This window comes from Ruegeria sp. BG3, from assembly GCF_056538485.1.
Genome location: NZ_JBQFTE010000002.1, coordinates 126,835 through 152,122 on the forward strand (window position 1 = coordinate 126,835; position 25,288 = coordinate 152,122).

Genomic DNA, 25,288 nt, shown 5'->3' on the forward strand with positions numbered 1-25,288 from the left:
CCGTTTTCGGGGTCTGGTTGGTCTTATTATCTGCGTTGTGAGGGGTGCCAGAAGGTTACCATTTTTTCGAGCCCTGCCACCAAAGCATAGAACACTGTTCCCGCGACTGCCGCCACTGCGATTTCGGCCCAGACGAGGTCGATCGACAGGCTGCCCACCCCGGTTGAAATCCGAAAGCCCATACCGCGCGTGGGTGAGCCGAAATATTCGGCCACAATCGCCCCGATCAGCGCCAATGTGGTGGCGATCTTGAGGCCATTGAATATGAACGGCATGGCCGCAGGCAGGCGTAACTTGATCAGCGTTTGCGTGTAGCTGGCCGCATAGGTCCGCATCAGGTCACGTTGCATCGCATCCGCCTCACGCAGGCCTTGCACCGTATTCACAAGGATCGGGAAGAACACCATCACCACAACCACAGCTGCTTTGGAGTGCCAATCGAACCCGAACCAGCTGACCAGAATAGGCGCGATTCCAACGATAGGCAGCGCGGCCACAAAGTTACCGATGGGCAGCAACCCTCGGGTCAGAAAGACGGACCGGTCGATCAGAACGGCCGTCAGAAAGGCAGCAGAGGCACCGATTGCAAACCCGGTGAATGCCCCTTTGAACACGGTCTGTTTGAAGTCCTGCCACAGAATATCTGTCGAGTTCACAAAGGTCTGCGCCACCATCGACGGCGGCGGCAAGATTACGGGCGAGACGCCCAGCCCTTGCACCAGCCCCTCCCACAGGATCAGCAGCGTGACACCAAAAAGTACGGGCACAAAGACACGCACGCCTTTGGAGTCCCGGTAGATCGACCGTGCCAGCCACGCGTTCAGCCACCAGGCACCAGCCCAGAAGATGAGGGAAAAGATCAACCAGCTCATGCGCTCATCCCCATACGTTTCAGGGTCACTCGCTGCAGTATGTCCAGTAAGGTCACCAGAATGCCCGCCAGAATGGCCGCTGCGAACAAGGCCGCCCAAATGGCCAAAGGCGTGCCGAATTGATCTCCGATCAGAATGCGCGCGCCGAGGCCCGAAATTGCACCGGTCGGCAGCTCGCCCACAATTGTCCCAACCAAGGCCGCCGCGATTCCAACCTTCAGCGAAGTGAACAGGTAGGGCACCGAAGATGGCAGGCGCAGTTTCAGGAACGCCTGCAAGCCAGTCGCGTTGTAGGTCTGAAGCAAATCCAGCTGCGAAACAGCCGGAGAGCGCAGTCCTTTAACCATCCCGACCAGCACGGGGAAATAGCATAGGTAAGCCGAGATAATTGCCTTTGGCACCCCGCGCCCTTCGATCCCCAACTGAGAACTCAGGACGATGATCATCGGTGCCAGCGCCACAATCGGCACGGTTTGGCTGATGATGGCCCATGGCATCAAGCTCATATCCACAACGCGGGAATAGACGATGGCCACGGCCCCCAGGATGCCAACGGCCGTGCCCAGCACAAATCCCCAGAGCGTGGATTGCAGCGTGATCCACCCGTGATAGATCAACGAGCGTTTCGACATCGCCCGGCCCCTCATCACCATTTCGCCGGTGGTTTTCCAAAGCTCCTGCCCGACTTGAACAGGCGTCGGCAGGCGCGGGCGATCCAGCTCATAACCACCTGCGATATGCGACGGATTCTGCACCATCAAAACCCAGACCGAGACCTGCTGACGGTCCCTCGACGTCTCGGGCGTCACGGTTTCCCCTGCCCGTTCCGCCTGATCGAGCGAGACACGAACATTCATTGGCGCGACGGCCAGATACCAAAGGACCGCAATGGCCAACAGCACAGTCAGTACAGATAAGACCTGCTTCATGCGTGCCACTCCATCCGGTAGACCGGCACGGTGTCCGGGGGCACGGGAGGCTCTTCGCTTGTAACCTCGAACCCTTCGCGCTGATAGAATCGTTGCGCCGAAGTGTTCGGTGTGTGTGTCGTCAGCCAAAGAAACGCGCGTCCCTCTTTGGCCTTGTCGACAAAGCGCTTGCCGATGCCCTGACCGGTCCGCCTGCAATAAAGCGCACCGATCTTCTGCTCATTCGGGTCCACGGACATGTAGCAATCGACCGGGTTACCGGTGACCCAGATCTCACGATGATCGAATGCCTCTTCGATCAAGGCTGTCAGTTGTTCAACTGGCAGCTCTTCCGGCATCCACTCCGTCTGGCAGGCCCAATCATGGATCACTTGGGCGCAGGCCGGCACGTCCTGCAAAGTGGCGCGCCTTATCATATCCGAGGCCCCATCAGTCATCATAGGAATGCCCCGCCCGTAGGCCGTCCCGCACCCGATGTGCAACCTCAATAAACTCCGGCGTATCGCGGATATCCAAGGGCCGCTCCTTGGGCAGAGGGCTGTCGATCACATCCGTAATCCGCCCGGGCCGAGGGCTCATCACCACGATTTTGGTGCTGAGATACACGGCCTCGGGGATTGAGTGCGTGACGAAGCCGATGGTCTTTTCAGTGCGCGCCCAGAGCGCCAGAAGCTGCTCGTTAAGGTGATCGCGCACGATCTCGTCCAACGCACCAAACGGCTCATCCATCAGCAGGATATCCGCGTCAAAAGCCAAAGCCCGCGCGATACTGGCCCGCTGTTGCATGCCGCCCGACAGCTGCCATGGAAACTTCCCGCCAAATCCAGCAAGATCAACAAGTTCAAGAACTTTGTTCACGCGCTCTTCCTGCTCGGACGCGGAATAGCCCATGATCTCAAGCGGCAGTTTGATGTTCTTGGAGATGGTCCGCCACGGATACAAACCCGCCGCCTGAAACACATAACCATAGGCCCGCTTGCGCCGCGCCTCATCCGGGGTCATGCCGTTGACGGTCAGAGTGCCGCCGGTCGGGGTCTCCAAAGCCGCGATGCAGCGCAGAAAGGTGGTCTTGCCGCAGCCTGAAGGGCCGATAAAGCTGACAAAGTCGCCTTTGTCGATCGTCAGGTTCACATCTTTCAGCGCGTGAACCGGGCCGTCATTCGTCTGGAAGGTGAGATCCAGCTGCCTTGCCTCGATCACAGGCTGGGTCGTAGAGTCAGTGTTCATTCCATAGCCTTGAAAAATTTGATTGCGGGCCGCCCGACAAGCGGCCCGAATGCGTCAGACACCCGTCGCCGGAATACCCGTCCGCTCCACCGGGCGCGGGGCGGTCAGTTCTTTCCACGTGCTCAGAGCCTTGTTCACATGGGTGTTGGCCTCGCGCGCCACGAATTTCCCGTGCCCTTCCTGTGTCTGGATCTCACCATCATGCACGGCAACCGCGCCGCGGGTCAGTGTGAACCGCGGCAACCCGCGCACTTCTTTACCTTCGAACACGTTGTAGTCGATCGAAGACTGCTGTGTCTCAGCTGAAATCACCTTGGCCTTATCCGGATCCCACACGACCAGATCAGCATCTGCGCCTACCAAAACCGCACCCTTTTTCGGATAGCAATTCAATATCTTGGCGATGTTTGTTGAAGTAACGGCAACAAACTCGTTCGGCGTCAAGCGACCGGTATTCACCCCATGGGTCCAGAGCATCGGCATCCGATCTTCCAACCCTCCGGTCCCATTCGGGATCTTGGTGAAATCACCCACGCCATAGCGTTTCTGCTCGGTCGTAAAGGCGCAATGGTCCGTAGCGACCACGCTCAACGTGCCTGATTGCAGACCGTTCCAAAGGCTGTCCTGATGCTGCTTGTTCCGGAACGGAGGGCTCATGACCCGCCGCGCAGCGTGTTCCCAATCGTGGTGGAAATACTCGCTTTCATCCAAGGTCAGGTGCTGGATCAAAGGTTCTCCCCACACCCGCTTGCCCTGCATCTTAGCGCGCCGAATGGCCTCATGCGCCTCTTCGCACGAGGTGTGCACCACGTACAAAGGCACGCCCGCCATGTCCGCAATCATGATCGCGCGGTTGGTCGCTTCGCCTTCGACCTGCGGCGGACGGGAATAGGCGTGTGCCTCGGGGCCCGTATTGCCCTCTGCCAGCAGTTTAGCGCTCAGTTCGGCCACAACGTCACCGTTCTCAGCATGCACCATCGCAGTGCCACCCAACTCTGCCAGGCGCTTAAACGAGGCAAACAACTCATCGTCGTTCACCATCAAAGCGCCTTTATAGGCCATGAAATGCTTGAAAGTGTTGATGCCGCGCGTCTCGATGACAGTCTTGATGTCATCAAACACCTGTTCACCCCACCAGGTCACCGCCATGTGGAACGAGTAGTCACAATTCGCCCGCGTTGATTTGTTGTCCCAACGCTTGAGCGCGTCCAGCAAGCTCTCGCCCGGATTGGGCAGCGCGAAATCAACCACCATCGTGGTACCACCGGCCAAAGCTGCGCGTGTGCCGCTTTCGAAATCGTCGCTGGAATAGGTCCCCATGAATGGCATCTCAAGATGCGTGTGCGGATCAATCCCGCCCGGCATGACATAGCAACCGGTCGCATCCAATTCCTTGTCGCCGCGCAGGTCCGGCCCAATCTCGGTGATCACACCGCCCTCAACTTTCACATCCGCCTTATAGGTCAGATCAGCGGTTACGATGGTCCCGTTCTTGATGACAGTACTCATTTCAAACTCCCTGTTGCGGTCTGCGCCGCTTGCTTCATCTGGCTAAAAATATCCCGGGGGAGTCGCCCTTTGGGCGACGGGGGCAGCGCCCCCTATTCCACGATCTCCGCCGTCTCAACGACCGCATGCAGCAAAACATCCGCCCCGGCAGCCGCCCAATCTTTGCTTATCTCTTCAGCCTCGTTGTGGCTCAGGCCATCTACGCAAGGGCACATCACCATCGCGGTCGGCGCGACCCGGTTGATCCAGCAGGCATCATGCCCAGCACCCGAGATGATGTCCGTATGGGAATACCCCAGCCGCTCTGCCGCGTCGCGCACGGCGGCCACGCAGCCCTCATCGAATTTGACCGGATCGAAACCACCGACCTTTTCGAATTGAATCTGCAGGCCCATTTCGTTCACGATATCCTCGGCCGCCACACGCAAGCGGTTTTCCATATCAGTGATCACATCCAACTCGGGCGAGCGGAAATCGACCGTGAACACCACCTTGCCCGGAATCACATTGCGAGAGTTCGGGTACACATCAATATGCCCTGCAGCCCCTACTGCATGCGGCGCATGTGACCACGCAATCTCATCCACTTTCTCAAGAATGCGCGCCATCGCCAGACCCGCATTCTTGCGCATCGGCATCGGGGTCGAGCCCGTATGGGCATCCTTGCCGGTCACCGTGATCTGGGTCCAACTCAGCCCCTGACCATGGGTGACGACGCCGATATCCTTATCCTCGGCTTCCAAAATCGGCCCTTGTTCGATATGCAGCTCAAAGAACGCATGCATCTTGCGCGCGCCGACCTCTTCCTCGCCGCGCCAGCCAATACGCTGCAATTCATCGCCGAATTTTTTACCCTCGGCATCCTCACGGTCATAAGCCCAATCCTGCGTGTGCATCCCGGCAAACACGCCCGAAGACAGCATCGCAGGGGCATAGCGCGTGCCCTCTTCATTCGTCCAGTTGGTCGCCACGATTGGATGCTTGGTTTTGATTCCTAGATCGTTCAGCGTGCGGATGATCTCCAACCCGCCAAGCACCCCTAGAACCCCATCATACTTCCCACCGGTAGGTTGTGTATCCAGATGCGAGCCAACATAGACCGGCAGCGCCTCCGGGTCCGTGCCCTCTCTCCGCGCGAACATGTTGCCCATCTGATCCAAGCCCATGGAACAGCCCGCATCCTCACACCAGCTTTGGAACAGCGCGCGCCCTTCGGCGTCTTCATCGGTCAGGGTCTGGCGGTTGTTGCCGCCCGCAACGCCAGGGCCGATCTTGGCCATCTCCATCAGGCTGTCCCACAACCTGTCGCCGTTGATCCTGAGATTCTGCGCCGGAGCTGCCATAGTCTTCTTCCCTGTTGCTTGCGAGTTGGCTCGCTTTTGGTGTCTTGATTTGACCAACTGGTCAAACTCACGCTATCACGGGTTCGACATCAGTCAAGAAATTGCGCGCCATCGCTGGAGTTTTCAGCAAAATCCCCTATGAGATGGCGCAAAAACAGACACGTTGGACACATGCCGAAAGACCGCGCACCCACCAGAATACAAAAGAAAAATCGCGCTGCGATTCTGGAAGCCGCGCTCGAGGTCTTCTCGACCCACGGGTTTCGCGGGGCAACCGTGGATCAGATCGCATCCGCCGCCGGGCTAAGTAAACCCAACCTGCTCTATTACTACCGCAGCAAAGACGCGATTTATGCTGCCCTGCTCGAGCGTCTTCTGGACACTTGGCTGGACCCGATGCGCGCGATCAATCCCGATGGCGACCCTCTGACCGAGCTGTTGGAATACATCCATCGCAAGCTGGAAATGAGCCGCGACTACCCGCGTGAAAGCCGCCTGTTTGCCAATGAAATCATTCGCGGCGCTCCGCATATCTATGACGTTCTGTCAACCGATCTGAAATCCCTGGTGGATGAAACCGCCGAGTTGATCCGCCACTGGAGCGTCAAAGGGCATATTGCTGACGTAAACCCCTATCATCTGATCTTTTCGATCTGGTCGCTGACGCAGCACTACGCAGATTTTGACGTCCAGATCCGAGCGGTTCTGGGCGGGCCCGACGCCGACCCCTACCCTGAGGCAAAAGTCTATCTCGATCAGGTGTTCACGCGACTTCTGACGCCCAAAGCTTAAGACCTATTTTGATGGTTTCAACGCCAGAATACGTTTCAGAATAACGATTGCCATGGCCAGCAGGATGGTGAAATCGCCCATCGTCTTGACCGTATTGATCTTGGGCACCTTGCCCGCATCTTTGACGATCGCCGTGTACATTTTCTGCTGTTGAACACCGGCCATATGCTCCCTAGCAGAGGTTTTCACGAAGGCATCAAAGTCCTGAAGCACTTTGACCTTCTTGATAACCTGCCCCATGAACCGTTGATCCAGTTGGCGATCCTCCTTCAGCTTGGTCATCATCTCGTCAATCGAGCGCTTCAGTTTATGAATGTTGTCCAGATCCCGCTTAAGTTGCTTCTGATGCTGGAGGAAATTCTTGGCGGCCATAGCGTCACGTTGCTTGGCCTTGGACAGGGCAACGTTCTTTTTGGACGTGTCACGGTCAAGCTTGGTGACCTTGTTGCCGCCCTTGTTACGGCCCGGTGGTGCCGCTGGCATGACATTCTCCTTTGATCCTGTCTGTCAGCGGCAGTGTAGCACCGAACCGGTGTTTTAGGGACGAGTGTTTCCCTTACTCCGCCGCTTTCGCCATCGGATTGTTCGGATGCGAGGTCCAGTTGGCATAGTCCGGCTGCACGGTCTTGCCTGTACGCGGATCGATCTCACCTGCTGCCATCGGCTCCATCGTGATGCAACCTTCGATCGGGCAGACATCGACGCAGAGGTTGCAGGCAACACATTCATCATCCATCACCTCGAACACACGATCATCAGACATCGAGATCGCCTGATGGCTGGTATCTTCACATGCGGCATAGCACCGACCGCATTTGATGCATTGGTCCTGATCGATCTTGGCTTTGGCCACATAGTTCAGGTTCAGATACTGCCAGTCGGTGACATTCGGCACCGCCCGACCAATGACCTGATCGACGCTGGTATAGCCTTTCTCATCCATCCACTCCGACAGACCCGCCGTCAGTTCATCAATGATCTTGAAGCCGTAGGTCATCGCAGCAGTACACACCTGCACATTGCCGCAGCCAAGCGAGATAAATTCGGCCGCGTCACGCCAGGTGGTCACGCCCCCAATGCCGGAGATGGGCATACCATGCGTGGCCTCGGCCCGCGCGATTTCGGACACCATCGACAGAGCAATCGGTTTGACCGCAGGGCCGCAATAGCCGCCATGGCTGCCTTTGCCGTCAATCGAGGGCTCGGGGCTGAACGTGTCCAGATTGACACTGGTGATCGAGTTGATCGTGTTGATCAGCGACACCGCATCCGCACCACCATTCCGCGCTGCCGCCGCAGGTTTGCGGATATCGGTGATGTTGGGCGTCAGCTTCACGATGACCGGGCGGTCATAGTATGTCTTGCACCAACGGGTCACCATCTCGATATATTCCGGCACCTGCCCCACGGCAGACCCCATGCCCCGCTCGCTCATGCCATGCGGGCAACCGAAGTTCAGTTCGATCCCGTCCGCGCCTGTCTCGGCGACGCGCGGCAGGATGGCCTTCCACGCCTCTTCCTCGCAGGGCACCATGATCGAGGCGATCAGCGCGCGATCCGGATAGTCCGCCTTGACCCGCGCCATTTCCTCAAGGTTCACCTCCAGCGGGCGGTCGGTGATCAGCTCGATGTTGTTGAGACCCAGCAGCCGCCGATCCGCACCATAGATCGCGCCATAGCGCGGCCCGTTCACATTCACGACCGGAGGGCCCTCGGCCCCCAGTGTTTTCCACACAACGCCGCCCCATCCGGCCTCGAACGCGCGGCGGACGTTGTATTCCTTGTCCGTCGGCGGCGCAGAGGCTAGCCAATAAGGGTTGGGGCTGGAAATGCCCAGAAAGTTTGTCGTCAGATCGGCCATGGCTTCTCCCTTCCCGGCTCAGCCGGTTTTTTTGAATATCATTTCGGTCGGGCGAATGCGCCCGGCCTTTAGGTTTGTTACGTAGTTTTGGAACTTCTCAGGTGCCGTCTCGCCCATCATCAGATGGATACCCAACGCGGGCGGGCCGCTTTCGGCCATACGCGCAAAGGCTTCCTCAAAGAAGGTAAGTGCGAACTCGGTACGATCCGCCTCAGTCTCCAGTTCCAGGCCCGCAGCACTTGCGGCATCTCGGTAGACATCGGGTGCGTGGACAAAGGACGTCTCAGCCACGGTGGACCATGGCAGAGGAAACGCCAACGGTTCAGCCGCCTCACCGCCCATCACGTCGAACAAGGCAAAAGTACCACCTGTCGCCAGAGCGCGAGAGACTTCGGCGAACAATCCCGCCTTGTCTTCGATGTTCATGCCAACATGAAACATCACGGCCAGATCGAACCCAGCATCGGGAACCGGCATGTCGAGGGCGCTGCCAACCAGAAACTCCGACTTTTCGGAATGTCCCACAAGATCGCTGAGCGTCTTGGCCGTTTCGACAAACTCAGGCGTCAGGTCGACGCCAGTGACCGTCGAGTCATACCGATCCACGATATAGCGCGATGTCCCGCCGATACCGCAGCCAACGTCCAGCACGCGCGTTGCGTGGGTGGGCGAGAGCTGGGCGAACAGGTTGTCGGTCGCCTTCACACCACCCGTATGAAACTCGTCCCCGGCCTTGAGGTCGGCGACAGTGGCTGCATCCGGGTCAATACCACTGGCCTCAAGCGCCGCGCGGACGCGTTCGGTCAGGGCACCGGTTGTGTAATGTTGGGCAACAGCTTGTTCGATCTGGGACATGACGATACCTCAGCAGCAATAAAAATGGGGTGAATACCCCACCTTATCACGAAACGAGCGTTGCGTGGATGTCCATCGCCGCATCACGGCCCTCGGCCACGGCTGTCACGGTTAGATCCTCGCCGCCTGCGGCACAGTCTCCGCCTGCCCAGACACCGTCCAGAGAGGTTCGCCCTGCCCCGGTGACAGCGATCTTGTTACCGTCCAGCGCCAGACCTTCGGGCGCGCCTTCGAGGGTCTGACCGATGGCCTTGAGGACCTGATCAGCCGGAAGCCGGATCATCTCGCCCGTCCCTTCAAGCCTACCGTCACGAGTGGTTGTGTATTCCAGCTCGATATCGACCGCGGAGCCATTGCCGTAAACGGCAACCGGCTGCACATTCGTCAGAATCCGCACCCCGTGCGAGGCGGCGAGGTCTTGTTCGTACCGGCTGGCACCCATCGCATCGCGGCCACGACGGTAGGCGATAGTGACATGCTCAGCACCCAGCAGTTTTGACTTCACGGCGGCGTCTACCGCTGTCATGCCTCCGCCGATCACGACCACATTCCGCCCGACGGGCAAGTGGGCAAGATCTTCCGCCTGACGCACATCCGAAATGAAATCCACAGCAGCCCGCACACCGTCCTTTTCGGTGCCTTGCGCACGCAGCGCATTCACACCCGCCAGACCGATCGACAGGAACACGGCATCATAGTTCTCGACCAACCCGTCCAGCGAAATCGTATCGCCCAGAACCGAGCCCGTCTCGATCGCAATGCCACCAATTTTCAGAAGCCAGTCCACTTCGGCCTGGGCGAAGTCATTGGTCGATTTGTAGGCTGCAATCCCGTATTCGTTCAGACCGCCGGGTTTCGGCTTGGACTCGTGAATTACCACTTCATGCCCCAGCATCGCCAGACGGTGCGCACAGGCAAGACCAGCTGGCCCTGCCCCAATCACGGCAACCGTTTTGCCGGTAGGCGCAGCGCGTTCGAAGGGGTGATCGCCCGCTACCATAACGGTGTCAGTCGAATAGCGCTGCAAGCGACCGATCTCGACCGGTTTGCCTTCCGCGGCTTCGCGAACGCAAGCTTCCTCGCACAAAGTCTCGGTCGGACAAACGCGGGCGCACATGCCACCCAGAATGTTTTGCTCGAGAATCGTGCGACCGGCTGCCTGCGGCTGACCGGCCTGGATCTGGCGAATGAACAACGGAATATCGATATCCGTCGGACAGGCCGTCACGCACGGCGCGTCATAGCAGAAATAACAGCGATCTGCCGCTACGGCGGCCTCATGCGGGGCCAAAGGCGGATGCAGATCGGTAAAATTCGAGGTCAGCTCATCGCTGGAAAGCCGCCCTGGGACAATCCCGGGTGCCATCTGGCCCTGTGCCATCACTCTACTCCCTGTAGATATGTTTGTTGTGAGGCTCAGCTTGCCACAATCTGATTTTTTATCAATTGGTAAATTTTATCATTCGGTCAAAAAATGAAAAATCCGGGCTTTTGACCCGGATTTCCGTGATTTTGCCCAAAATTGATGCGGGATCAGGTCAGATCATGCCCGTCAAATGCCCGGACTTCATCCAAACACGGGCGCCATCCGGCCCCGCAACGGCCTGTGACCGCGATCCGGGCGGCAGGCGCAGCCAGTCCCACGCGGCGAATGATTCACCGCCTTCGTCAAAACTGCCGGTGACAACAAACACCTCAAGCCCACCTTCTGCGCTCAGATCAATGGTCTCTCCCGCGGCCCATTGCGCGATGCGCACATCCTCATGCTCATCCTTGAACAGACGCAGATCGCCCTGACCGTTGATCGAGCGTTTAACCTCGGTCCGGTCGGAGGGGTCGAATTGATGCAGCTTGACCAGAATGGTCGCCCCATCCGCCGCCGAAGGGGTGTGGGATGAGGTCGGAGGGTTGCGAACATAGCTGCCCACCGGAAAATCTCCGGTTTCGTCCTGAAAGACGCCATCCAGAACCAGATACTCCTCCCCGCCATCATGGGTATGGGCCGCGAAGGCACTGCCGGGGGCGAAACGCACGATCGTGGTGGCGCGGGCGACTTCCTCACCGATCCGGTCCAGCATCTTGCGCTCGACCCCGGCCGCTGGCGATTGCACCCACTCGGTCTGATCAAAATGTACCGCAGCGCGTTTGGTGAAATCCGCGTTGATCCTCATGGCGGCCTCCTGCTTTGAGTTTCCTGCATGAGATGGGATGGAGAACGCGAAAATCAATCCAACAGTTTTGACGCCCCCTGCGGCTTGCTGTAATCCCAAGGAAAACGGGCGACAGGAACAGGCACGAATGGCTTCGCAGAAATTCAACATCGTCGTCATCGGGCAGAACAACCGCCTGCAATATGAGGCCCTTCTGTTCGCCGCCTCGCTGCGCCACTGTTCCCCCGGTTTTGACGGCAAGCTGTATGTCGCCACCCCAAACCCCGGCCCCCGTTGGAGCCAGAACCCCAGCATCCAGAACGAGGATGTGCGCAAGGCGCTGTCTCAGCTGGACGCTGAGATCCTGCCCTTCGACAACCATGTCTTCGGCGAAAGCTATCCGCATGGCAACAAGATCGAGGCCCTGCTAGCCCTGCCCGAGGGGGAACCTTTTGTCTTCTTCGACAGCGATACGCTGATCACCGGCGACCTGACCTCGGTCCCGTTTGATTTCGACCGTCCGGGCGCCTCTCTCAAGGTTGACGGGACTTGGCCGAAACCCACCCTCTATGGGCCCGGGTTCGAGGGAATATGGAGCGCACTCTATCGCCGCTTTGGTCTGGATTTCGACAGCTCGATTGATAACAGCCAGCCCAAGGAACACTGGAAGCGGTTTCTGTATTTCAACGCAGGGTATTTCTTCTACAAATGCCCGCGCCAATTCGGCGAGCGGTTCTTGGACTACGCGCAAACCATTCGCGACGAGGAGATCCCTGAACTCACCGGCCAGAACCTTGATCCCTGGTTGGATCAGGCTGCTTTGCCGTTAGTGATCCACTCTTTCGGCGGCGGGCGCGATGCCTTGCCGGACGGGCTTCTCGATGGATCGGTCAGTTGTCATTACCGGCTCTTCCCTCTGCTCTACGCCCGTGAGAGTGACCGCGTGATCGAAGTTCTCGAGACCGTCTCGGCCCCCAACAAGGTCAAGAAGGTGCTCAAGGCCTATGACCCGATGAAGAAGCTGATTTTCCAAGGCAAAGGCCACAAAATCCGCGAGATGTTCGACCAGAACGCCCTGCCCGGGCGCGAACAGGCCATCCGCAAGGCGATCAAGGCCAAAGGTCTTTGGCTGCGCTGACAGGATCGCCCAAAGGATCACCCAGAGGATCGTTGTGCAAGGGCCTGCAATAGCCTACAGATTCGCCAACGCACATTCCAACAGGAGATTTTCACGATGTCTGACGGCCCTACCTACGGTTTCGACACTCTGCAGATACACGCGGGCGCACGCCCCGATCCCGCAACCGGCGCGCGCCAGACTCCGATCTATCAATCGACGGCTTATGTCTTTCGCGACGCGGACCACGCGGCAGCACTGTTTAACCTACAGGAAGTGGGCTTCATTTATTCGCGCCTGACCAACCCGACCGTCGCGGTTCTGCAGGAACGTGTCGCGACGCTTGAGGGTGGCGTTGGCGCGGTCTGCTGTTCCTCGGGCCACGCGGCGCAGATCATGGCGCTGTTCCCGCTTATGGGACCTGGTTGCAACGTGGTGGCCTCGACCCGTCTGTATGGCGGCACGGTCACGCAGTTCAGCCAGACCATCAAGCGCTTCGGCTGGTCGGCCAAATTTGTCGACACCGATGATCTGGAGGCCGTGAAAGCCGCCATCGACGAAAACACCCGCGCGGTATTCTGCGAATCCATCGCGAACCCCGGCGGCTATGTCACCGACATTCGGTCTCTGGCGGATGTCGCGGACGGCGCAGGCATTCCGCTGATCGTCGACAACACCTCGGCCACGCCCTACCTGTGCCGCCCGATTGAACACGGCGCGACTCTGGTCGTGCACTCGACCACCAAATACCTGACCGGCAATGGCACGGTCACCGGCGGCTGCATCGTGGATTCAGGCAAGTTCGACTGGTCGGCGAATGACAAGTTCCCCTCACTCAGCCAGCCCGAGCAGGCCTATCACGGGCTGAAATTCCATGAGACCTTCGGCCCGCTGGCCTTCACCTTCCACGGCATTGCCATCGGCCTGCGCGATCTGGGCATGACCATGAACCCGCAGGCGGCACATTACACGCTGATGGGGATCGAGACGCTTTCGCTGCGGATGGAGCGCCACGTCGAGAACGCCCAGAAGATCGCCGCCTGGCTCGAGGCGGATGACCGGGTCGAGTACGTGACCTATGCGGGCCTGCCCTCGTCGCCTTATCACGACCGGGTCAAGGCGCAATATTCGCGCGGTGCCGGTGCCCTGTTCACCTTTGCGGTCAAGGGTGGCTATGACGCCTGCATCAAACTGGTGAACGCTTTGGAGATCTTCAGCCATGTCGCCAACCTCGGCGATGCGCGCTCGCTGATCATCCACTCAGCCTCGACCACGCACCGTCAGTTGACCCCCGAACAGCAAGAGGCCGCAGGCGCGGGCCCCAACGTTGTGCGTGTGTCGATCGGGATCGAGGATGCCAACGACCTGATCGCCGATCTGGATCAGGCTTTGGCCAAAGCCAGCGCATAAAGCCATGAGCGGACACGACACCAACGCACTGGGTCAACCCATCGGACGGCCAGTCACGGGCGACTTCCCTCGCCCCACACCGCCCTATACCCCGATGGAGGGCCAGTATTGCTCGGTCGTGCCGCTTGATGTGAACAGGCATGCGCCCGGATTGTTCCGGGCGTTTGCCAATGATGCCAATCACCGGAACTGGACCTACCTGCCCTACGGGCCGTTTGGGTCTGAACAGGAGTTTGAAACTTGGGCTCGTGCGAATTGCATGGACGCCGACCCGATGTTTCACACGGTTCTGGATGCAAACGATGCACCCGTTGGGATGGCGTCATACCTCAGGATCGAACCGGCCGCAGGCGTGATCGAGGTCGGACACATCCACTTCTCGCCCCTGCTTCAGCGCAAACCGCAATCGACCGAGGTCATGTATCTGATGATGCGACGTGTATTCGATGAGCTGGGCTACCGTCGCTACGAATGGAAATGCGACGCGCTGAATGCGCCATCTCGCAATGCGGCACAAAGGTTGGGCTTCACCTATGAGGGCACGTTCCGCCAAGCGACACATTACAAGGGGCGCAATCGCGATACGGCCTGGTATTCGATCCTCGACAGTGAATGGCCGCGTATTCGAGACGCGTTTGAGGCTTGGTTGTCCCCGGGTAATTTTGACGAAACGGGCCAGCAACGAAAACCGCTGAAGGCCCGCGCGGAAACGTGAGCCTATTCTGAAATCTCGAACTCCATCGAGACACTGACAGAAACCGAAATCTCTCCGCCAGCCACAGGCACTCCACCTGTGTCGGCCATAGCCATCGTTCGCATCTCGGCCATCGGGCGCACACCGCCGCCACGCTCCGAGATTGTCTGAACTGGCCCCAATGTGACATTGGCAGCCTGGGCAAGTTGCTCGGCCTTTGCGGTTGCTTCGCTCACGGCATTTGCACGGGCCTGAACCTCAATCGGTTCAGGGTCTTGCAATCCAAAGCTCAACCCGCTGAAGTCGTTGGCCCCGTCCTGAATGACGGCATCCATGACTTCACCCAGCTGCGTTAGATCACGCACCCGCACAAACACTCGGTTCGAGGCGACAAATCCGGTGATCTCAGGTGGTTCCCCGTTTTGCTGGTTCCGATTCGACCAGATTGGCGACAAAGACAGGTCGCGGGTCTGCAAATCCCGCTCGTCGATGCCCATTTCACCCAAGCGCGCAAGAACCTGCGCCACAGCGTCCGAGGTGGCTTTCATCGCTTCTGAGGCCTCGGGGTTTTGATGTGTCACACCCAGGGTGATCGTCGCCATATCGGGGGCAACCTGAACGGTTCCGGTAGCATCCACGTTGATGCGACGTTCTTCCGCATGTGCCAGCCCAGCGGTGGTTGCGGCCATCATCGCGGCCAGAAAAGCGAATGTCTTCAAGGTGATCCCTCCAACTTACTCTGTCTCAACATGGGTCCGAGGGGCATACACGCACAAGGGGAAGTCCCGGCTTTTTCTTTCCCTCGGCGGGTTCCTGCTTTAGTATCACCCTGCGAATACAAAGGTATTTGCGTTGATATGGTTAACTGTGGTTCCTCCGGATTATGAAACCCGCTTTTGCGCTGACCTTTTCTGCGACCGGAATTTCCCTTCAACACCATTCGGATGGTGAATGGTATGACATTGGCGAAGTGCCTTTGTCGGCCCCTGATCTGAGTGACCAGATCAAAGCCCTGCACGACAAGGCTTTTGCTCTGGAAAACGACCTGAGCTGCAAATTGGTGCTTCCAGCAGATCAGGTACGGTATCTTGCCCTGCCCACCGAGGGCCAAAGCGATGATCAGATCGCGTCCGAGGTCCAAGCCGCGGTCGCCGAGGCAACTCCGTATGAATTGGCCGATCTGTCCTACGACAGCGCAACCGAGGGGTCGACCACCTTTGTCGCCGCCGTCGCGCGCGAGACGCTGGATGAAGCGCAGGCATTTGCGGCGCAGCACGGGTTCCTGCCAGTCACCTATAGTGCAGCCACGACTGAGGCCGAATTTCCGCGCGAGCCTGTATTTGACATGACCAGCGAGCCGCAGGTCGCTGCGCCTTCACCCGAGCCCGAGCTAGAAAGACCCCCGGTTCACGCCATAGCGGATGACGCGGCGCCCACAGAGTTCCGCTCTCCTGACCCTACTCCGGCTGCAATCGCGTTACCTCCCACATCGAACAAAGCGCAACGTTGGGCGTTTCCTGCGATTGCCGCGCTGCTCTGCGTCGGGTTTGGTGTTTGGGCGTGGTCTCTGATCGGGGCAGACCCAGACAACGACACGTCTGCCGAAAACGATATGGCCGAACTGTCTGCACCGCAGTCTCAGGACACTTCACCGCCTGAGACGGATCAAGAGCCTGAAACCGAAATCGCGGCGGCACCGGCAGCGGAAGAAGCGCCAGAACCTGAAGCCCAGCCAGAATTGTCCCCGACAGATGCCGCTATCCTCGAAGCGCTGAAAGTTGCGCCGACACCTGTCGAACAGATTGCACAGGACCCCGAAGCACAAAGCGACATCGAAGAGGTCGCGGGCACCCTAGTGGAGGCCCCCGAAGCGCCGATTACCCCGGCATTGATTTCCGAGGATGACCTCTACCTCGCGTCTATTCACAACCCGGATCTGTCCAGCGACGCGATTGCCCTGCCCGATCAAGGCAGTTTCGACACGGATGCCGCCTTTGAACGCATCCCCGGCCCCGCAATCGCAGGCGCGCAATACGAACTGGACGAACGCGGCTTGGTCGTACCGACCGCAGAAGGCGCGCTGTCGCCCGAAGGTATCCTGGTCTATTTGGGTCGCCCATCAAAAGTCCCTCCCGAAGTACCGGTACGGTTCGAAGAAGAACCTGTGGTCGATGAGGTCAATCAAAGGCTGGCCGAACTCCGCCCCCGGCCTCGCCCCGGCAATCTGGTCGAGAATTTCGAACGCACGCAATTGGGTGGGCGCAGTCTTGAAGAGCTTGCGGTCGTACGGCCCAAGTTGCGGCCCGAAAGCCTGCAGGTGCAGCCCGAGGTCGACGACACACCTACCGCCTTGGCCGTTGTTCGCGTCCCGCGCCCTAGATTGCGGCCCGCGCGGGCCGTAGCCTCGGCCAGCGCGAGCGGATCAAATCTGGGATCAACCGCAGCAGTCGCGTCCAGCAATGACGAGGCCGGGTCATTCCAACCGAAATCCGTGGCCCCCAAAATCCCGACAACGGCCTCGGTCGCACGGCAGGCCACAATCGACAATGCTCTGAACCTGCGCAAGCTGAACCTGATCGGCGTCTATGGCACACCCGCAAATCGCCGTGCCCTCGTCCGGCTTCCGAGTGGTCGGTACAAAAAGCTCAAGATCGGAGACCGGATCGACGGGGGCAAGGTCATCGCCATCAGCGACAGTGAGTTGCGGTATCAGAAGAAGGGTCGCAACCTGACTTTGAAAATGCCGCGTGGCTGAAGACGACCTGCATTTTCAGACTGTAAAAGCTGGGTACGAGCATGCCGCCCACCGATTGATCCCGGCCTATGAAAACCTTTCTCCTACCGATGTCCTGCGCCCGGTTCTGGATCATGTGCCTGATACCGGGGCGAGTGTTCTGGATGTGGGCGCTGGCACTGGAACGGTGGCGCGTTGGCTGGCCAAACGCGGTTGTGATGTGACGGCGATCGAGCCGGTCGACGCCTTTCGAAACCACGCGATGCGCGGTGACGGCGCACAATCCGTTAAATGGCTTGATGCTTGTCTGCCTAGACTAGGCGCTCTGCCAGACGCCGCCGCGTTCGACACCATTTTGGTCATAGGAGTCCTGCATCACCTGCCCCCGCGCGACCAACACATGGCGATCCGCGTCCTGTCTAAACGCCTGCGACCGCAAGGGCAGATGATTTTGTCGCTCAGACATGGCCCCTGCCCGCCGGACCGACCCGGTTATGTGATTTCGGACGACGCCATCGTTGATCTAGCGGTAGGTTCAGGCCTGCGGGTTCACCACAGGTCCCGAACCTCATCGATACAACCGACCAACCAGCGCGCTGGTGTGACCTGGACGTGGCTGGTCTTTGGCGCAGCTTAGGCCGCCGATATCTCGCCGCTTTCGATCTGTTCCCGTTCGATGGACTCGAACAGGGCCTGGAAGTTACCCTCACCGAACCCGTCATCCCCCTTGCGCTGGATGAACTCGAAAAAGATCGGGCCGATCACGGTTTTTGAGAAGATCTGCAACAGAATCCGCGTCTCGCCCCCATCCACAACGCCTTCTCCGTCGATCAGAATGCCGTGCTTCATCATCCGATCCAGCGGCTCATCGTGGTCCGTTACCCGATCTTTGGACATGTCATAGTAGGACTGGTTCGGACCCGGCATAAACTTCAACCCATTCTCGGCAATGGCGTCGGTCGAGGCATAGATGTCCTCACTGCCCACGGCGATATGCTGAATGCCCTCGCCCTTGTACTTTTTCAGGTAAGAGACGATCTGACCCGTTTCGCCCCTATCTTCGTTGATCGGGATACGGATGCGGCCACAGGGCGATGTCAGCGCGCGGCTATAGAGACCGGTGAACTTGCCCTGAATGTCAAAGAACCGGATTTCACGGAAGTTGAACAGGTCGCCATAAAACTTGAACCACTTGTCCATATTGCCCCGGTAGACATTGTGGGTGAGGTGATCGAGATAGTAGAACCCCTCGCCGCGCGGTTTGGATTCCTTGATCCACGCGAATTCCTCATTGTAGGGCGAGGTATCGTAATACTGGTCAATGAAGTAGATCAGCGATCCCCCAATCCCCTTGATGGCCGGGACATTCATCGTCTTATCCGCGCCATCATACGGCTCTGCCCCTTTTGAGACGGCATGGTCGTAGGCTTTCTGCGCGTCCACAACGCGCCAGCCCATCGAGGGCGCACAGGGGCCGTGTTCCGCGACGAACTTGTCGGCATAGCTTTCGGGATCCGCGTTCAGGATGTAGGTGACATCGCCCTGCTGCCACAGCTCGACCAGAGGTTTGGATTTGTGGCGCGCCACCAGATCGAAGCCCATTTTGGCGAACAGATCACGCAGTTCCTGCGGTTCAGGATGCGCGAACTCGACAAATTCAAACCCGTCGGTACCTGCGGGGTTTTCGGGACTGATGATAGATTTCGGGGCGTTATGCGGGAAAGGACCCATGGCGCGTCTCCTTCGAAAACAGGAATTTCTTTGCTGATTCCAAAATACGCCTTAAGCAGTGCTGTTTCCGCGCATTGTTTTCATGTAAACTCTCGAAGTGTGCGCAAACTGCGCATGAATGACCTGAAATTTGAGATCTTGCCGCATATGCTTGATGCAACCGATACACGTCTGCTCTCAGCGCTGCAAAAGGATGCGCATTTGACCGCGCATCAATTGGGTGAACTGCTGAACCTCTCCCCCAGCCAGGCAGGCCGCCGCCGTCAGCGCCTTGAGGCTGAGGGCTATATCACCGGCTACGCGGCTCGGCTGGATCCGCTGAAACTCGGCTTGCAGGTTCAGGGCTTCGTTCAGGTCCATCTTGGCACACACGGCCCCGATCAATCCGCCAGCTTTGCCCGGATGGTTAACACCCAACCCGAGATCACAAGTGCCTGGACGATGACGGGCGAGGCAGACTACTTGCTTCACGTCTATTGTGACGATCTTTCTGCGCTCAACAGCTTGCTTCACGAGGTGATCCTGCCGCATCCTGCAGTGGCACGGGTACAAAGCCAGATCGTGATGGACCAACTCAAACGCGACGCACCCCTGCCAACCTGAGCGGGCAATGAGGACATAGATGGACGATTTCCTATACCAGGCTTCTATTTATCTGGCTGCGGCCGTGATCGCCGTGCCCCTGTCGGCGCGGTTAGGCCTTGGGTCGGTTCTTGGATACCTGGCGGCTGGCCTGATCATCGGCCCCGTCCTCGGGCTTGTCGGCGCCGAGACCGAAGACCTGCAGCATGTCGCCGAGTTCGGCGTGGTCATGATGCTGTTCCTTATCGGGCTCGAGCTCGAGCCGCGCGCCCTGTGGGATATGCGCGACAAGCTGTTGGGTCTTGGCGGGCTTCAGGTTCTGTTGTCCACCGCCGTGATTGCCGGTGTCGCGATCTACGCGAACCACCCATGGTCCGTCGCTCTGGCGGTCGGTTTAACTCTGTGTTTGTCCTCGACCGCGATTGTGTTGCAAACCCTCTCCGAGAAGGGCTTGATGCAAACGAACGGAGGCCGCGCGACGTTCTCGGTTCTGCTAACGCAGGACATCGCCGTCATCCCGATTCTGGCGCTGCTTCCGCTGCTCGCGCTGCCTGCCATGCCGCATATCGAGGCGGACGGCTCCATCGACCGCGGCGCGGAGCATCTCCATGACGCCGGGCATCATAGCCTGTCTCTGGTCGAAGGGCTGCCAGGCTGGGCTGTCACTCTGGTCACCATCGGCGCGATAGCCTTTGTCATTCTGGCGGGCGTCTACCTTACCCGCCCACTGTTCCGGTTCATTCACGCAACCCGCTTACGCGAGATGTACACCGCGCTGGCGCTGATGATCGTGGTCGGGATTTCATTCCTGATGACACTGGTGGGCCTGTCCCCTGCTCTGGGCGCGTTTCTCGCGGGCGTGGTTTTGGCCAGCTCGGAATTCCGCCACGAAATGGAAAGCGACCTTGAGCCGTTCAAGGGCCTTTTTCTGGGGCTGTTCTTCATCACGGTCGGAGCCGGGATCAACGTTGGCTATTTCTTCAACGACCCGTTTGACCTGATCGGTTTGGCCCTGCTGGTCATCCTCGTTAAAGGCGTCATCCTCTATCTCGTGGGCAAGGCCTTCAAACTCAAGGGCCGGGATCACTGGCTGTTCACCCTTGGGCTGGCCCAGGCGGGTGAGTTCGGCTTTGTCCTTCTGGCGTTTTCGACGCAGCAGAATGTCATCCCGCCGGACCTGTCGCAAAAGATGCTGATGATCATTGCGCTGACGATGCTGATCACCCCGCTTTTGTTCATCATCTACGACCTTCTGTCCCGCAAGATGGCCGACACCAGCGCCGCGCCAGAACCCGATGAGATCGACGAAAAAGGCCCCGTGATCATCGCCGGGATCGGTCGGTTTGGTCAGATCGTCAACCGGCTAGTCCGGGCCAGCGGGTTCAAAACCGTTGTTCTAGACCACGATATCGAGACGATCCAGCTGATGCGTCGTTTTGGCGTCAAAGGGTTTCTGGGTGATCCGACCCGGCCGGAACTATTGCGCGCTGCGGGGCTTGAGAAAGCCTCGGTGCTTGTCGCTGCGATGGATGATCGAAAGACTGTGACCCGCTTGGTCGGCTACGCCCGCCGTCAGCGCCCCGATCTTCACATCATCGCGCGGGCGCATGATCGGACCCACGTGTATGAGCTGTATCAGGCCGGGGCCAATGACATCGTGCGTGAAATGTTCGACAGCTCTCTGCGCGCGGGCCGCTATGTGCTCGAGAATATCGGGCTGAGCGAATACGAGGCCGCGCAGGCCGAACAGACCTTCTATCACCATGACAGGACGTCCGTGCGCGATTTGGCCGAGCTTTGGATTCCCGGTATGCCCACGTCCGAAAATACGAAATACATCGAACGCGCGCAAAAGCTTGAGAAGGATCTGGAAACCGCGTTGCTGGAATTGGCGGAGCAGCACGCAAAGGACTCTGCCTGACCGGAGCAATTGCCCAGTCAGGCTTTAGGGTCATCCGTCCGAGACGCCCGCCTCAGCAAAGGTTGCCATGCCCGAGTGGCAGGCAACTGCGCTTTTGAGAATGTTGATCGCAAGCGCACCGCCTGATCCCTCACCCAAACGCAGGCCGAGGCTCAGCAGCGGCTCTTTGCCCAGTTTTGACAGCATCGCTGCATGCGCACCTTCTGCGCTTTGGTGCCCCGCAACGGTATGATCCAGAGCTGAAGGCGAGATACGCGCCAGACAGGCTGCGGCAGAGGTACAGATGAAGCCATCCAGAATGACGGGAATGCGCAACATACGGGCCGCCGCAATCGCTCCGGCCATGGCCGCGATCTCGCGCCCGCCGAGGCAGCGCAGAACTTCCAACCCGTCTTCACTGCCATGCAGCGCAACGCCTTCAGCCACTACGCGGGTCTTGTTTGCAAGGCCTGCATCGTCGACCCCTGTACCGCGACCGGTCCAATCGGCGGCCTCGCCTCCGTAAAGGGCGCAGGCAATAGCAGCGGCGGGGGTGGTGTTGCCGATCCCCATCTCGCCGACCACCAGCAGATCGGATTGCGGGTCCACGGCATTCCAACCGGTTTGCAGTGCGCTCAGCAACTCAGCCTCACTCATGGCCGGGGCTTGGGTGAAATCTGCCGTCGGCCGGTCAAGATCCAGCGCGTGGACGTCCATCTTTGCTCCCGCCGCCTTGGCCAACTGGTTGATCGCCGCGCCGCCATGTTCAAAATTCATAACCATCTGCACGGTCACTTCGGGCGGAAAGGCCGAAACGCCCTGCGCCGTGACTCCATGGTTGCCCGCAAAGACGATGACCTGAGGGGCCGCAACCTGCGGTCGCGCATCCCCGCGCCACGCCGCATACCAGATCGCCAGATCCTCAAGCCGCCCCAGCGCGCCCGGAGGTTTGGTCAACTGACCGTTGCGTTCAGCCGCGCCATCCGCCGCCGCCATGTCCGGCCCCGGAGCGCTGGTCAACGCGACGCGGAACGTGTTCAAATCATTCAGTTCAGGCAGCATCAAAGCCTCATTGCATCAGAGTGGTCCTGTGTGTTTAACCGAAGCACTGAATCCAACAAGGCCTCGAAAGGCGCAGAAGTGCAAAAAAACGACACCAATCCGGTTTCCGCATGGGATATCCCGCTGGCTCTGGTCCTGTTGACGCGCCTACCCCTGCCCCGTTTGCCTGAGAGGGTCTTTGCCCGGCAAGCGCAGGCGGTTTGGGCCTTTCCGGTGGTCGGCTTGGTGATTGGTATATTGGCTTGCGTCATCGGATGGCTTGCACTGACACTGTCGGTTCCGCCATTCGTCTGCGCCGTTTTGCTCGTGGCGACCATGACCATGACAACGGGCGCAATGCATGAGGACGGGCTGGCCGATACGTTTGATGGCCTATGGGGCGGGTTCACGCCGGAACGCCGGTTGCAGATCATGAAGGACAGCCATATCGGCACATATGGCGTGCTGTCCCTGATTGGTTCGCAGCTGACGCGGGTAACAGCCGTCGCGGCCCTTTTGTCAGCCGATGCGTTTCCGGCAATCATTGTCGCTTGTGTGGTGTCACGTGCATTCATGCCCCTGCTGATGGCTGCATTGCCCAATGCGCGTAAATCCGGTCTCAGCCATTCTGTCGGTGCCCCGTCCGTGGGTCCGGTCGCGGTTTCGCTTGCTCTGGCGGGTTTGACGGGACTGTTGCTGATCGGTGGGCAGGTCATTTTGCCCGCCCTATGCGCCGCGCTCGTTGTAGGTGCTCTGGCCCTCATAGCGAAGGCCAAGATAGGCGGCCAGACCGGAGATATCCTCGGCGCTTCTCAGCAATTGGCCGAAATCACCATCCTGGTAGCAATAGCAGCGCAGCTTTAGGAGACGCCACCCGTCTCAATCCGCAGGGTGCAGCCGCAATGCTTGCAATGCACCGCGTCCGGATCATGCCGGAACAGCCCGCAGCTGGGGCATTTGTGGCGCACTTTCTGCGGCATGAAAATCGCCTGCGCGAGGCGCACGAACAGGGCAACTCCGACAACCATGATAAATACCGAGAACAGCTTTCCCCAAGGCGTCGACAGGGTGATGTCCCCAAATCCCGTCGTCGTCAGGGTCGCCATGGTGAAATACAGCGCGTCGATATAGGGGTTCTGAGCATCTTCGGGGATGAAAAAGACAAGAACGGCTGTCGAAGTTGCAAACACAAAGACCAGCAGATTGATGGCCGCGATGACCGCATCTTCGTGCGTGCGGAAAAAGGTGCTATCGCGCCGCAAGTCCCAGAGCAGATGGTACGAGTGGATCAGCCGAAGGGCGCGCAGGATACGCAAGAATGCGAGATTGCCAGTCAGAAACGGGTCGAGGATCAGCGACACGATCACCACGATATCTGCCAGGGTGTAAATCTTGCGCAAAAGCTTCCAGCGGTCTTTGGCGATCCACATTCTGGCCGAAAAATCCAGCAGGATAATAAAACCAACCACCCAGCTGATCCCTGTTACCCATGGGCCATGCGGAAAATGCGCGGTGGCGACAAAGAAGATGATCGTGACCACATCGAACAGGATCAACCCATAGCGGAACCAGACCGAAATCGGGGCCTTGCCGATATATAGGAACTTGACCGTCTTCTTCATGCCGACCCGGTATCTGCTTGCATCTACAGAAAAACTAACCGGTTTTCGCCAATCCACCAAGCAACGAAAAAGGCCGCCCCGATGCCGGAGCGGCCTTGCAGTTTCAATCGTCGCGACCTTAAGCGGCAGCGGCGCGTGAGGTCAGAACATCATCGACCTGCTTGGCGGCAGAAATCTCTCCGTCTCCGGACACGGCGGCGACTTCGCGGGTCAGACGCTCCAGCGCGGCTTCATAGAGCTGACGCTCGGAATAGCTTTGTTCGCGCTGATCATCGGTGCGGTGCAGGTCGCGAACCACTTCGGCGATCGAGATCAGATCGCCCGAGTTGATCTTCTGTTCGTATTCCTGCGCGCGGCGCGACCACATGGCCCGTTTGACCTTGGCCTTACCCTTCAGCGTCTTCATCGCCTGAGAGATCACATCCGGCGAGCTGAGCGAACGCAGACCGGATTCGGTCACTTTGTTTGTCGGCACGCGCAGGGTCATCTTGTCTTTCTCAAATGAGATGACAAACAATTCGAGCGAAAATCCAGCGACGTCCTGCTCTTCGATCGAGATGATCTGACCCACACCATGGGCGGGGTAGACAACATAGTCGTTCGGGCGGAACTCAAGCTTTTTCGACTTCGACATTCAATTCATTCCTTGGTTTTGGATCGGGATGCGAACAACAAAAAACCCACGCTCGGTGCCTATTGTGGCCCCGGCAGGCGGTCTGTTTGTCGCAAATTCAGAACTCCAAAGCGAGCATACTTACGGAGTACATCCCAATCTCAGTCATCATGTAGGGAGCGAGTATATCACAAAAATGAGACACTCAAAAGTTTCCCTTAGGGAATTTTTTTATAAACGGCCTGCAATCAAGGGATTAAGCTTCAAAGACCGCTTTTCTTAGCCATCCAAATGGGGGTGCGAATC

Annotated in this window: 25 protein-coding genes; 9 read left to right on the top strand and 16 right to left on the bottom strand. The window is 58.7% G+C overall.

Features of this window, described 5'->3' with window-relative positions; genetic code table 11:
- Window positions 1–26: 26 nt before the first annotated feature.
- From ACR0AI_RS04225 to ACR0AI_RS04250, 6 genes are all read right to left on the bottom strand, one after another.
- Window positions 27–872 carry an ABC transporter permease gene (locus ACR0AI_RS04225; protein WP_170765549.1) on the bottom strand — a complete coding sequence of 282 codons (846 nt, stop codon included), beginning with the start codon at window positions 870–872 and terminating at the stop codon, window positions 27–29.
- Window positions 869–1,801, bottom strand: coding sequence for an ABC transporter permease (locus ACR0AI_RS04230; RefSeq protein WP_170376556.1), 933 nt, complete (start codon window positions 1,799–1,801; stop codon window positions 869–871). The genes ACR0AI_RS04225 and ACR0AI_RS04230 overlap by 4 nt, the downstream gene beginning before the upstream one ends.
- A complete protein-coding gene (locus tag ACR0AI_RS04235; protein ID WP_480671818.1) occupies window positions 1,798–2,241 on the bottom strand; it encodes a GNAT family N-acetyltransferase in 444 nt (147 codons plus the stop codon). Before ACR0AI_RS04235 ends, ACR0AI_RS04230 begins: the two co-directional genes overlap by 4 nt.
- Entirely contained in the window at window positions 2,231–3,028 is a 798-nt protein-coding gene (locus ACR0AI_RS04240; protein WP_170376555.1) for an ABC transporter ATP-binding protein, read from the bottom strand. Before ACR0AI_RS04240 ends, ACR0AI_RS04235 begins: the two co-directional genes overlap by 11 nt.
- Window positions 3,029–3,082: 54 nt before the next feature.
- The gene (hydA, locus tag ACR0AI_RS04245; RefSeq protein ID WP_480671820.1) at window positions 3,083–4,537 is read right to left on the bottom strand and encodes a dihydropyrimidinase; all 1,455 of its coding nucleotides are present in this window, start codon (window positions 4,535–4,537) and stop codon (window positions 3,083–3,085) included.
- Between the two features lie 92 nt (window positions 4,538–4,629).
- Window positions 4,630–5,880, bottom strand: coding sequence for a Zn-dependent hydrolase (locus ACR0AI_RS04250; RefSeq protein ID WP_480671822.1), 1,251 nt, complete (start codon window positions 5,878–5,880; stop codon window positions 4,630–4,632).
- A gap of 171 nt (window positions 5,881–6,051) precedes the next feature.
- Here ACR0AI_RS04250 and ACR0AI_RS04255 point away from each other — a divergent pair, with 171 nt between their 5' ends.
- Window positions 6,052–6,672: a TetR family transcriptional regulator C-terminal domain-containing protein gene (locus ACR0AI_RS04255; RefSeq protein WP_480671824.1), complete on the top strand. Its 621-nt coding sequence runs from the start codon at window positions 6,052–6,054 to the stop codon at window positions 6,670–6,672.
- A gap of 3 nt (window positions 6,673–6,675) precedes the next feature.
- Here the strand turns inward: ACR0AI_RS04255 and ACR0AI_RS04260 are convergent, their stop codons facing one another.
- From ACR0AI_RS04260 to ACR0AI_RS04280, 5 genes are all read right to left on the bottom strand, one after another.
- Window positions 6,676–7,155, bottom strand: coding sequence for a hypothetical protein (locus tag ACR0AI_RS04260; protein ID WP_480671826.1), 480 nt, complete (start codon window positions 7,153–7,155; stop codon window positions 6,676–6,678).
- A 73-nt stretch (window positions 7,156–7,228) separates the two neighbouring features.
- On the bottom strand, window positions 7,229–8,533 hold the full coding sequence (gene preA / locus ACR0AI_RS04265; protein ID WP_480671828.1) for an NAD-dependent dihydropyrimidine dehydrogenase subunit PreA: 1,305 nt from the start codon (window positions 8,531–8,533) through the stop codon (window positions 7,229–7,231).
- An 18-nt stretch (window positions 8,534–8,551) separates the two neighbouring features.
- A complete protein-coding gene (locus ACR0AI_RS04270) occupies window positions 8,552–9,388 on the bottom strand; it encodes a class I SAM-dependent methyltransferase (protein ID WP_480671830.1) in 837 nt (278 codons plus the stop codon).
- Window positions 9,389–9,434: 46 nt separating this feature from the next.
- On the bottom strand, window positions 9,435–10,769 hold the full coding sequence (locus ACR0AI_RS04275; RefSeq protein WP_480671832.1) for an NAD(P)-dependent oxidoreductase: 1,335 nt from the start codon (window positions 10,767–10,769) through the stop codon (window positions 9,435–9,437).
- Window positions 10,770–10,926: 157 nt separating this feature from the next.
- Window positions 10,927–11,559 carry a cupin domain-containing protein gene (locus ACR0AI_RS04280; protein ID WP_170718168.1) on the bottom strand — a complete coding sequence of 211 codons (633 nt, stop codon included), beginning with the start codon at window positions 11,557–11,559 and terminating at the stop codon, window positions 10,927–10,929.
- Between the two features lie 127 nt (window positions 11,560–11,686).
- Between ACR0AI_RS04280 and ACR0AI_RS04285 the strand changes: the two genes are divergently transcribed.
- From ACR0AI_RS04285 to ACR0AI_RS04295, 3 genes are all read left to right on the top strand, one after another.
- A complete protein-coding gene (locus ACR0AI_RS04285; protein ID WP_480671834.1) occupies window positions 11,687–12,676 on the top strand; it encodes a hypothetical protein in 990 nt (329 codons plus the stop codon).
- A gap of 96 nt (window positions 12,677–12,772) precedes the next feature.
- Window positions 12,773–14,065 (top strand): O-acetylhomoserine aminocarboxypropyltransferase/cysteine synthase family protein, encoded by a 1,293-nt coding sequence (locus ACR0AI_RS04290; RefSeq protein ID WP_480671836.1) that lies wholly within the window; start codon window positions 12,773–12,775, stop codon window positions 14,063–14,065.
- Between the two features lie 4 nt (window positions 14,066–14,069).
- Entirely contained in the window at window positions 14,070–14,780 is a 711-nt protein-coding gene (locus ACR0AI_RS04295; protein ID WP_480671838.1) for a GNAT family N-acetyltransferase, read from the top strand.
- A gap of 2 nt (window positions 14,781–14,782) precedes the next feature.
- Here the strand turns inward: ACR0AI_RS04295 and ACR0AI_RS04300 are convergent, their stop codons facing one another.
- The gene (locus ACR0AI_RS04300) at window positions 14,783–15,478 is read right to left on the bottom strand and encodes an SIMPL domain-containing protein (RefSeq protein ID WP_480671840.1); all 696 of its coding nucleotides are present in this window, start codon (window positions 15,476–15,478) and stop codon (window positions 14,783–14,785) included.
- A gap of 164 nt (window positions 15,479–15,642) precedes the next feature.
- On the opposite strand from ACR0AI_RS04300, the gene ACR0AI_RS04305 reads away from it, so the two are divergent.
- Window positions 15,643–17,514, top strand: coding sequence for a hypothetical protein (locus ACR0AI_RS04305; RefSeq protein WP_480671842.1), 1,872 nt, complete (start codon window positions 15,643–15,645; stop codon window positions 17,512–17,514).
- The gene (locus ACR0AI_RS04310; protein WP_480671844.1) at window positions 17,507–18,130 is read left to right on the top strand and encodes a class I SAM-dependent methyltransferase; all 624 of its coding nucleotides are present in this window, start codon (window positions 17,507–17,509) and stop codon (window positions 18,128–18,130) included. Before ACR0AI_RS04305 ends, ACR0AI_RS04310 begins: the two co-directional genes overlap by 8 nt.
- Here ACR0AI_RS04310 and hppD read toward each other — a convergent pair.
- Window positions 18,127–19,224 (bottom strand): 4-hydroxyphenylpyruvate dioxygenase, encoded by a 1,098-nt coding sequence (hppD, locus tag ACR0AI_RS04315; RefSeq protein WP_480671846.1) that lies wholly within the window; start codon window positions 19,222–19,224, stop codon window positions 18,127–18,129. The two genes, ACR0AI_RS04310 and hppD, sit on opposite strands and share 4 nt — an antisense overlap.
- A 147-nt stretch (window positions 19,225–19,371) precedes the next feature.
- Between hppD and ACR0AI_RS04320 the strand changes: the two genes are divergently transcribed.
- Both ACR0AI_RS04320 and ACR0AI_RS04325 read left to right on the top strand, forming a co-directional pair.
- Window positions 19,372–19,827, top strand: a complete 456-nt coding sequence (locus tag ACR0AI_RS04320) for an Lrp/AsnC family transcriptional regulator (RefSeq protein ID WP_170376867.1) — start codon at window positions 19,372–19,374, stop codon at window positions 19,825–19,827.
- A 19-nt stretch (window positions 19,828–19,846) separates the two neighbouring features.
- Window positions 19,847–21,727 carry a monovalent cation:proton antiporter-2 (CPA2) family protein gene (locus ACR0AI_RS04325; RefSeq protein WP_480671848.1) on the top strand — a complete coding sequence of 627 codons (1,881 nt, stop codon included), beginning with the start codon at window positions 19,847–19,849 and terminating at the stop codon, window positions 21,725–21,727.
- Between the two features lie 30 nt (window positions 21,728–21,757).
- Here the strand turns inward: ACR0AI_RS04325 and cobT are convergent, their stop codons facing one another.
- Window positions 21,758–22,768, bottom strand: a complete 1,011-nt coding sequence (gene cobT, locus ACR0AI_RS04330; protein WP_480671850.1) for a nicotinate-nucleotide--dimethylbenzimidazole phosphoribosyltransferase — start codon at window positions 22,766–22,768, stop codon at window positions 21,758–21,760.
- A gap of 78 nt (window positions 22,769–22,846) precedes the next feature.
- Here cobT and cobS point away from each other — a divergent pair, with 78 nt between their 5' ends.
- Window positions 22,847–23,611, top strand: coding sequence for an adenosylcobinamide-GDP ribazoletransferase (gene cobS / locus ACR0AI_RS04335; RefSeq protein WP_480671852.1), 765 nt, complete (start codon window positions 22,847–22,849; stop codon window positions 23,609–23,611).
- Here cobS and ACR0AI_RS04340 read toward each other — a convergent pair.
- Together ACR0AI_RS04340 and ACR0AI_RS04345 are read right to left on the bottom strand one after the other, a co-directional pair.
- Window positions 23,608–24,369: a potassium channel family protein gene (locus tag ACR0AI_RS04340; RefSeq protein ID WP_480671853.1), complete on the bottom strand. Its 762-nt coding sequence runs from the start codon at window positions 24,367–24,369 to the stop codon at window positions 23,608–23,610. The two genes, cobS and ACR0AI_RS04340, sit on opposite strands and share 4 nt — an antisense overlap.
- A gap of 118 nt (window positions 24,370–24,487) precedes the next feature.
- The gene (locus ACR0AI_RS04345; protein WP_170376497.1) at window positions 24,488–25,003 is read right to left on the bottom strand and encodes a CarD family transcriptional regulator; all 516 of its coding nucleotides are present in this window, start codon (window positions 25,001–25,003) and stop codon (window positions 24,488–24,490) included.
- Window positions 25,004–25,288 lie beyond the last annotated feature (285 nt).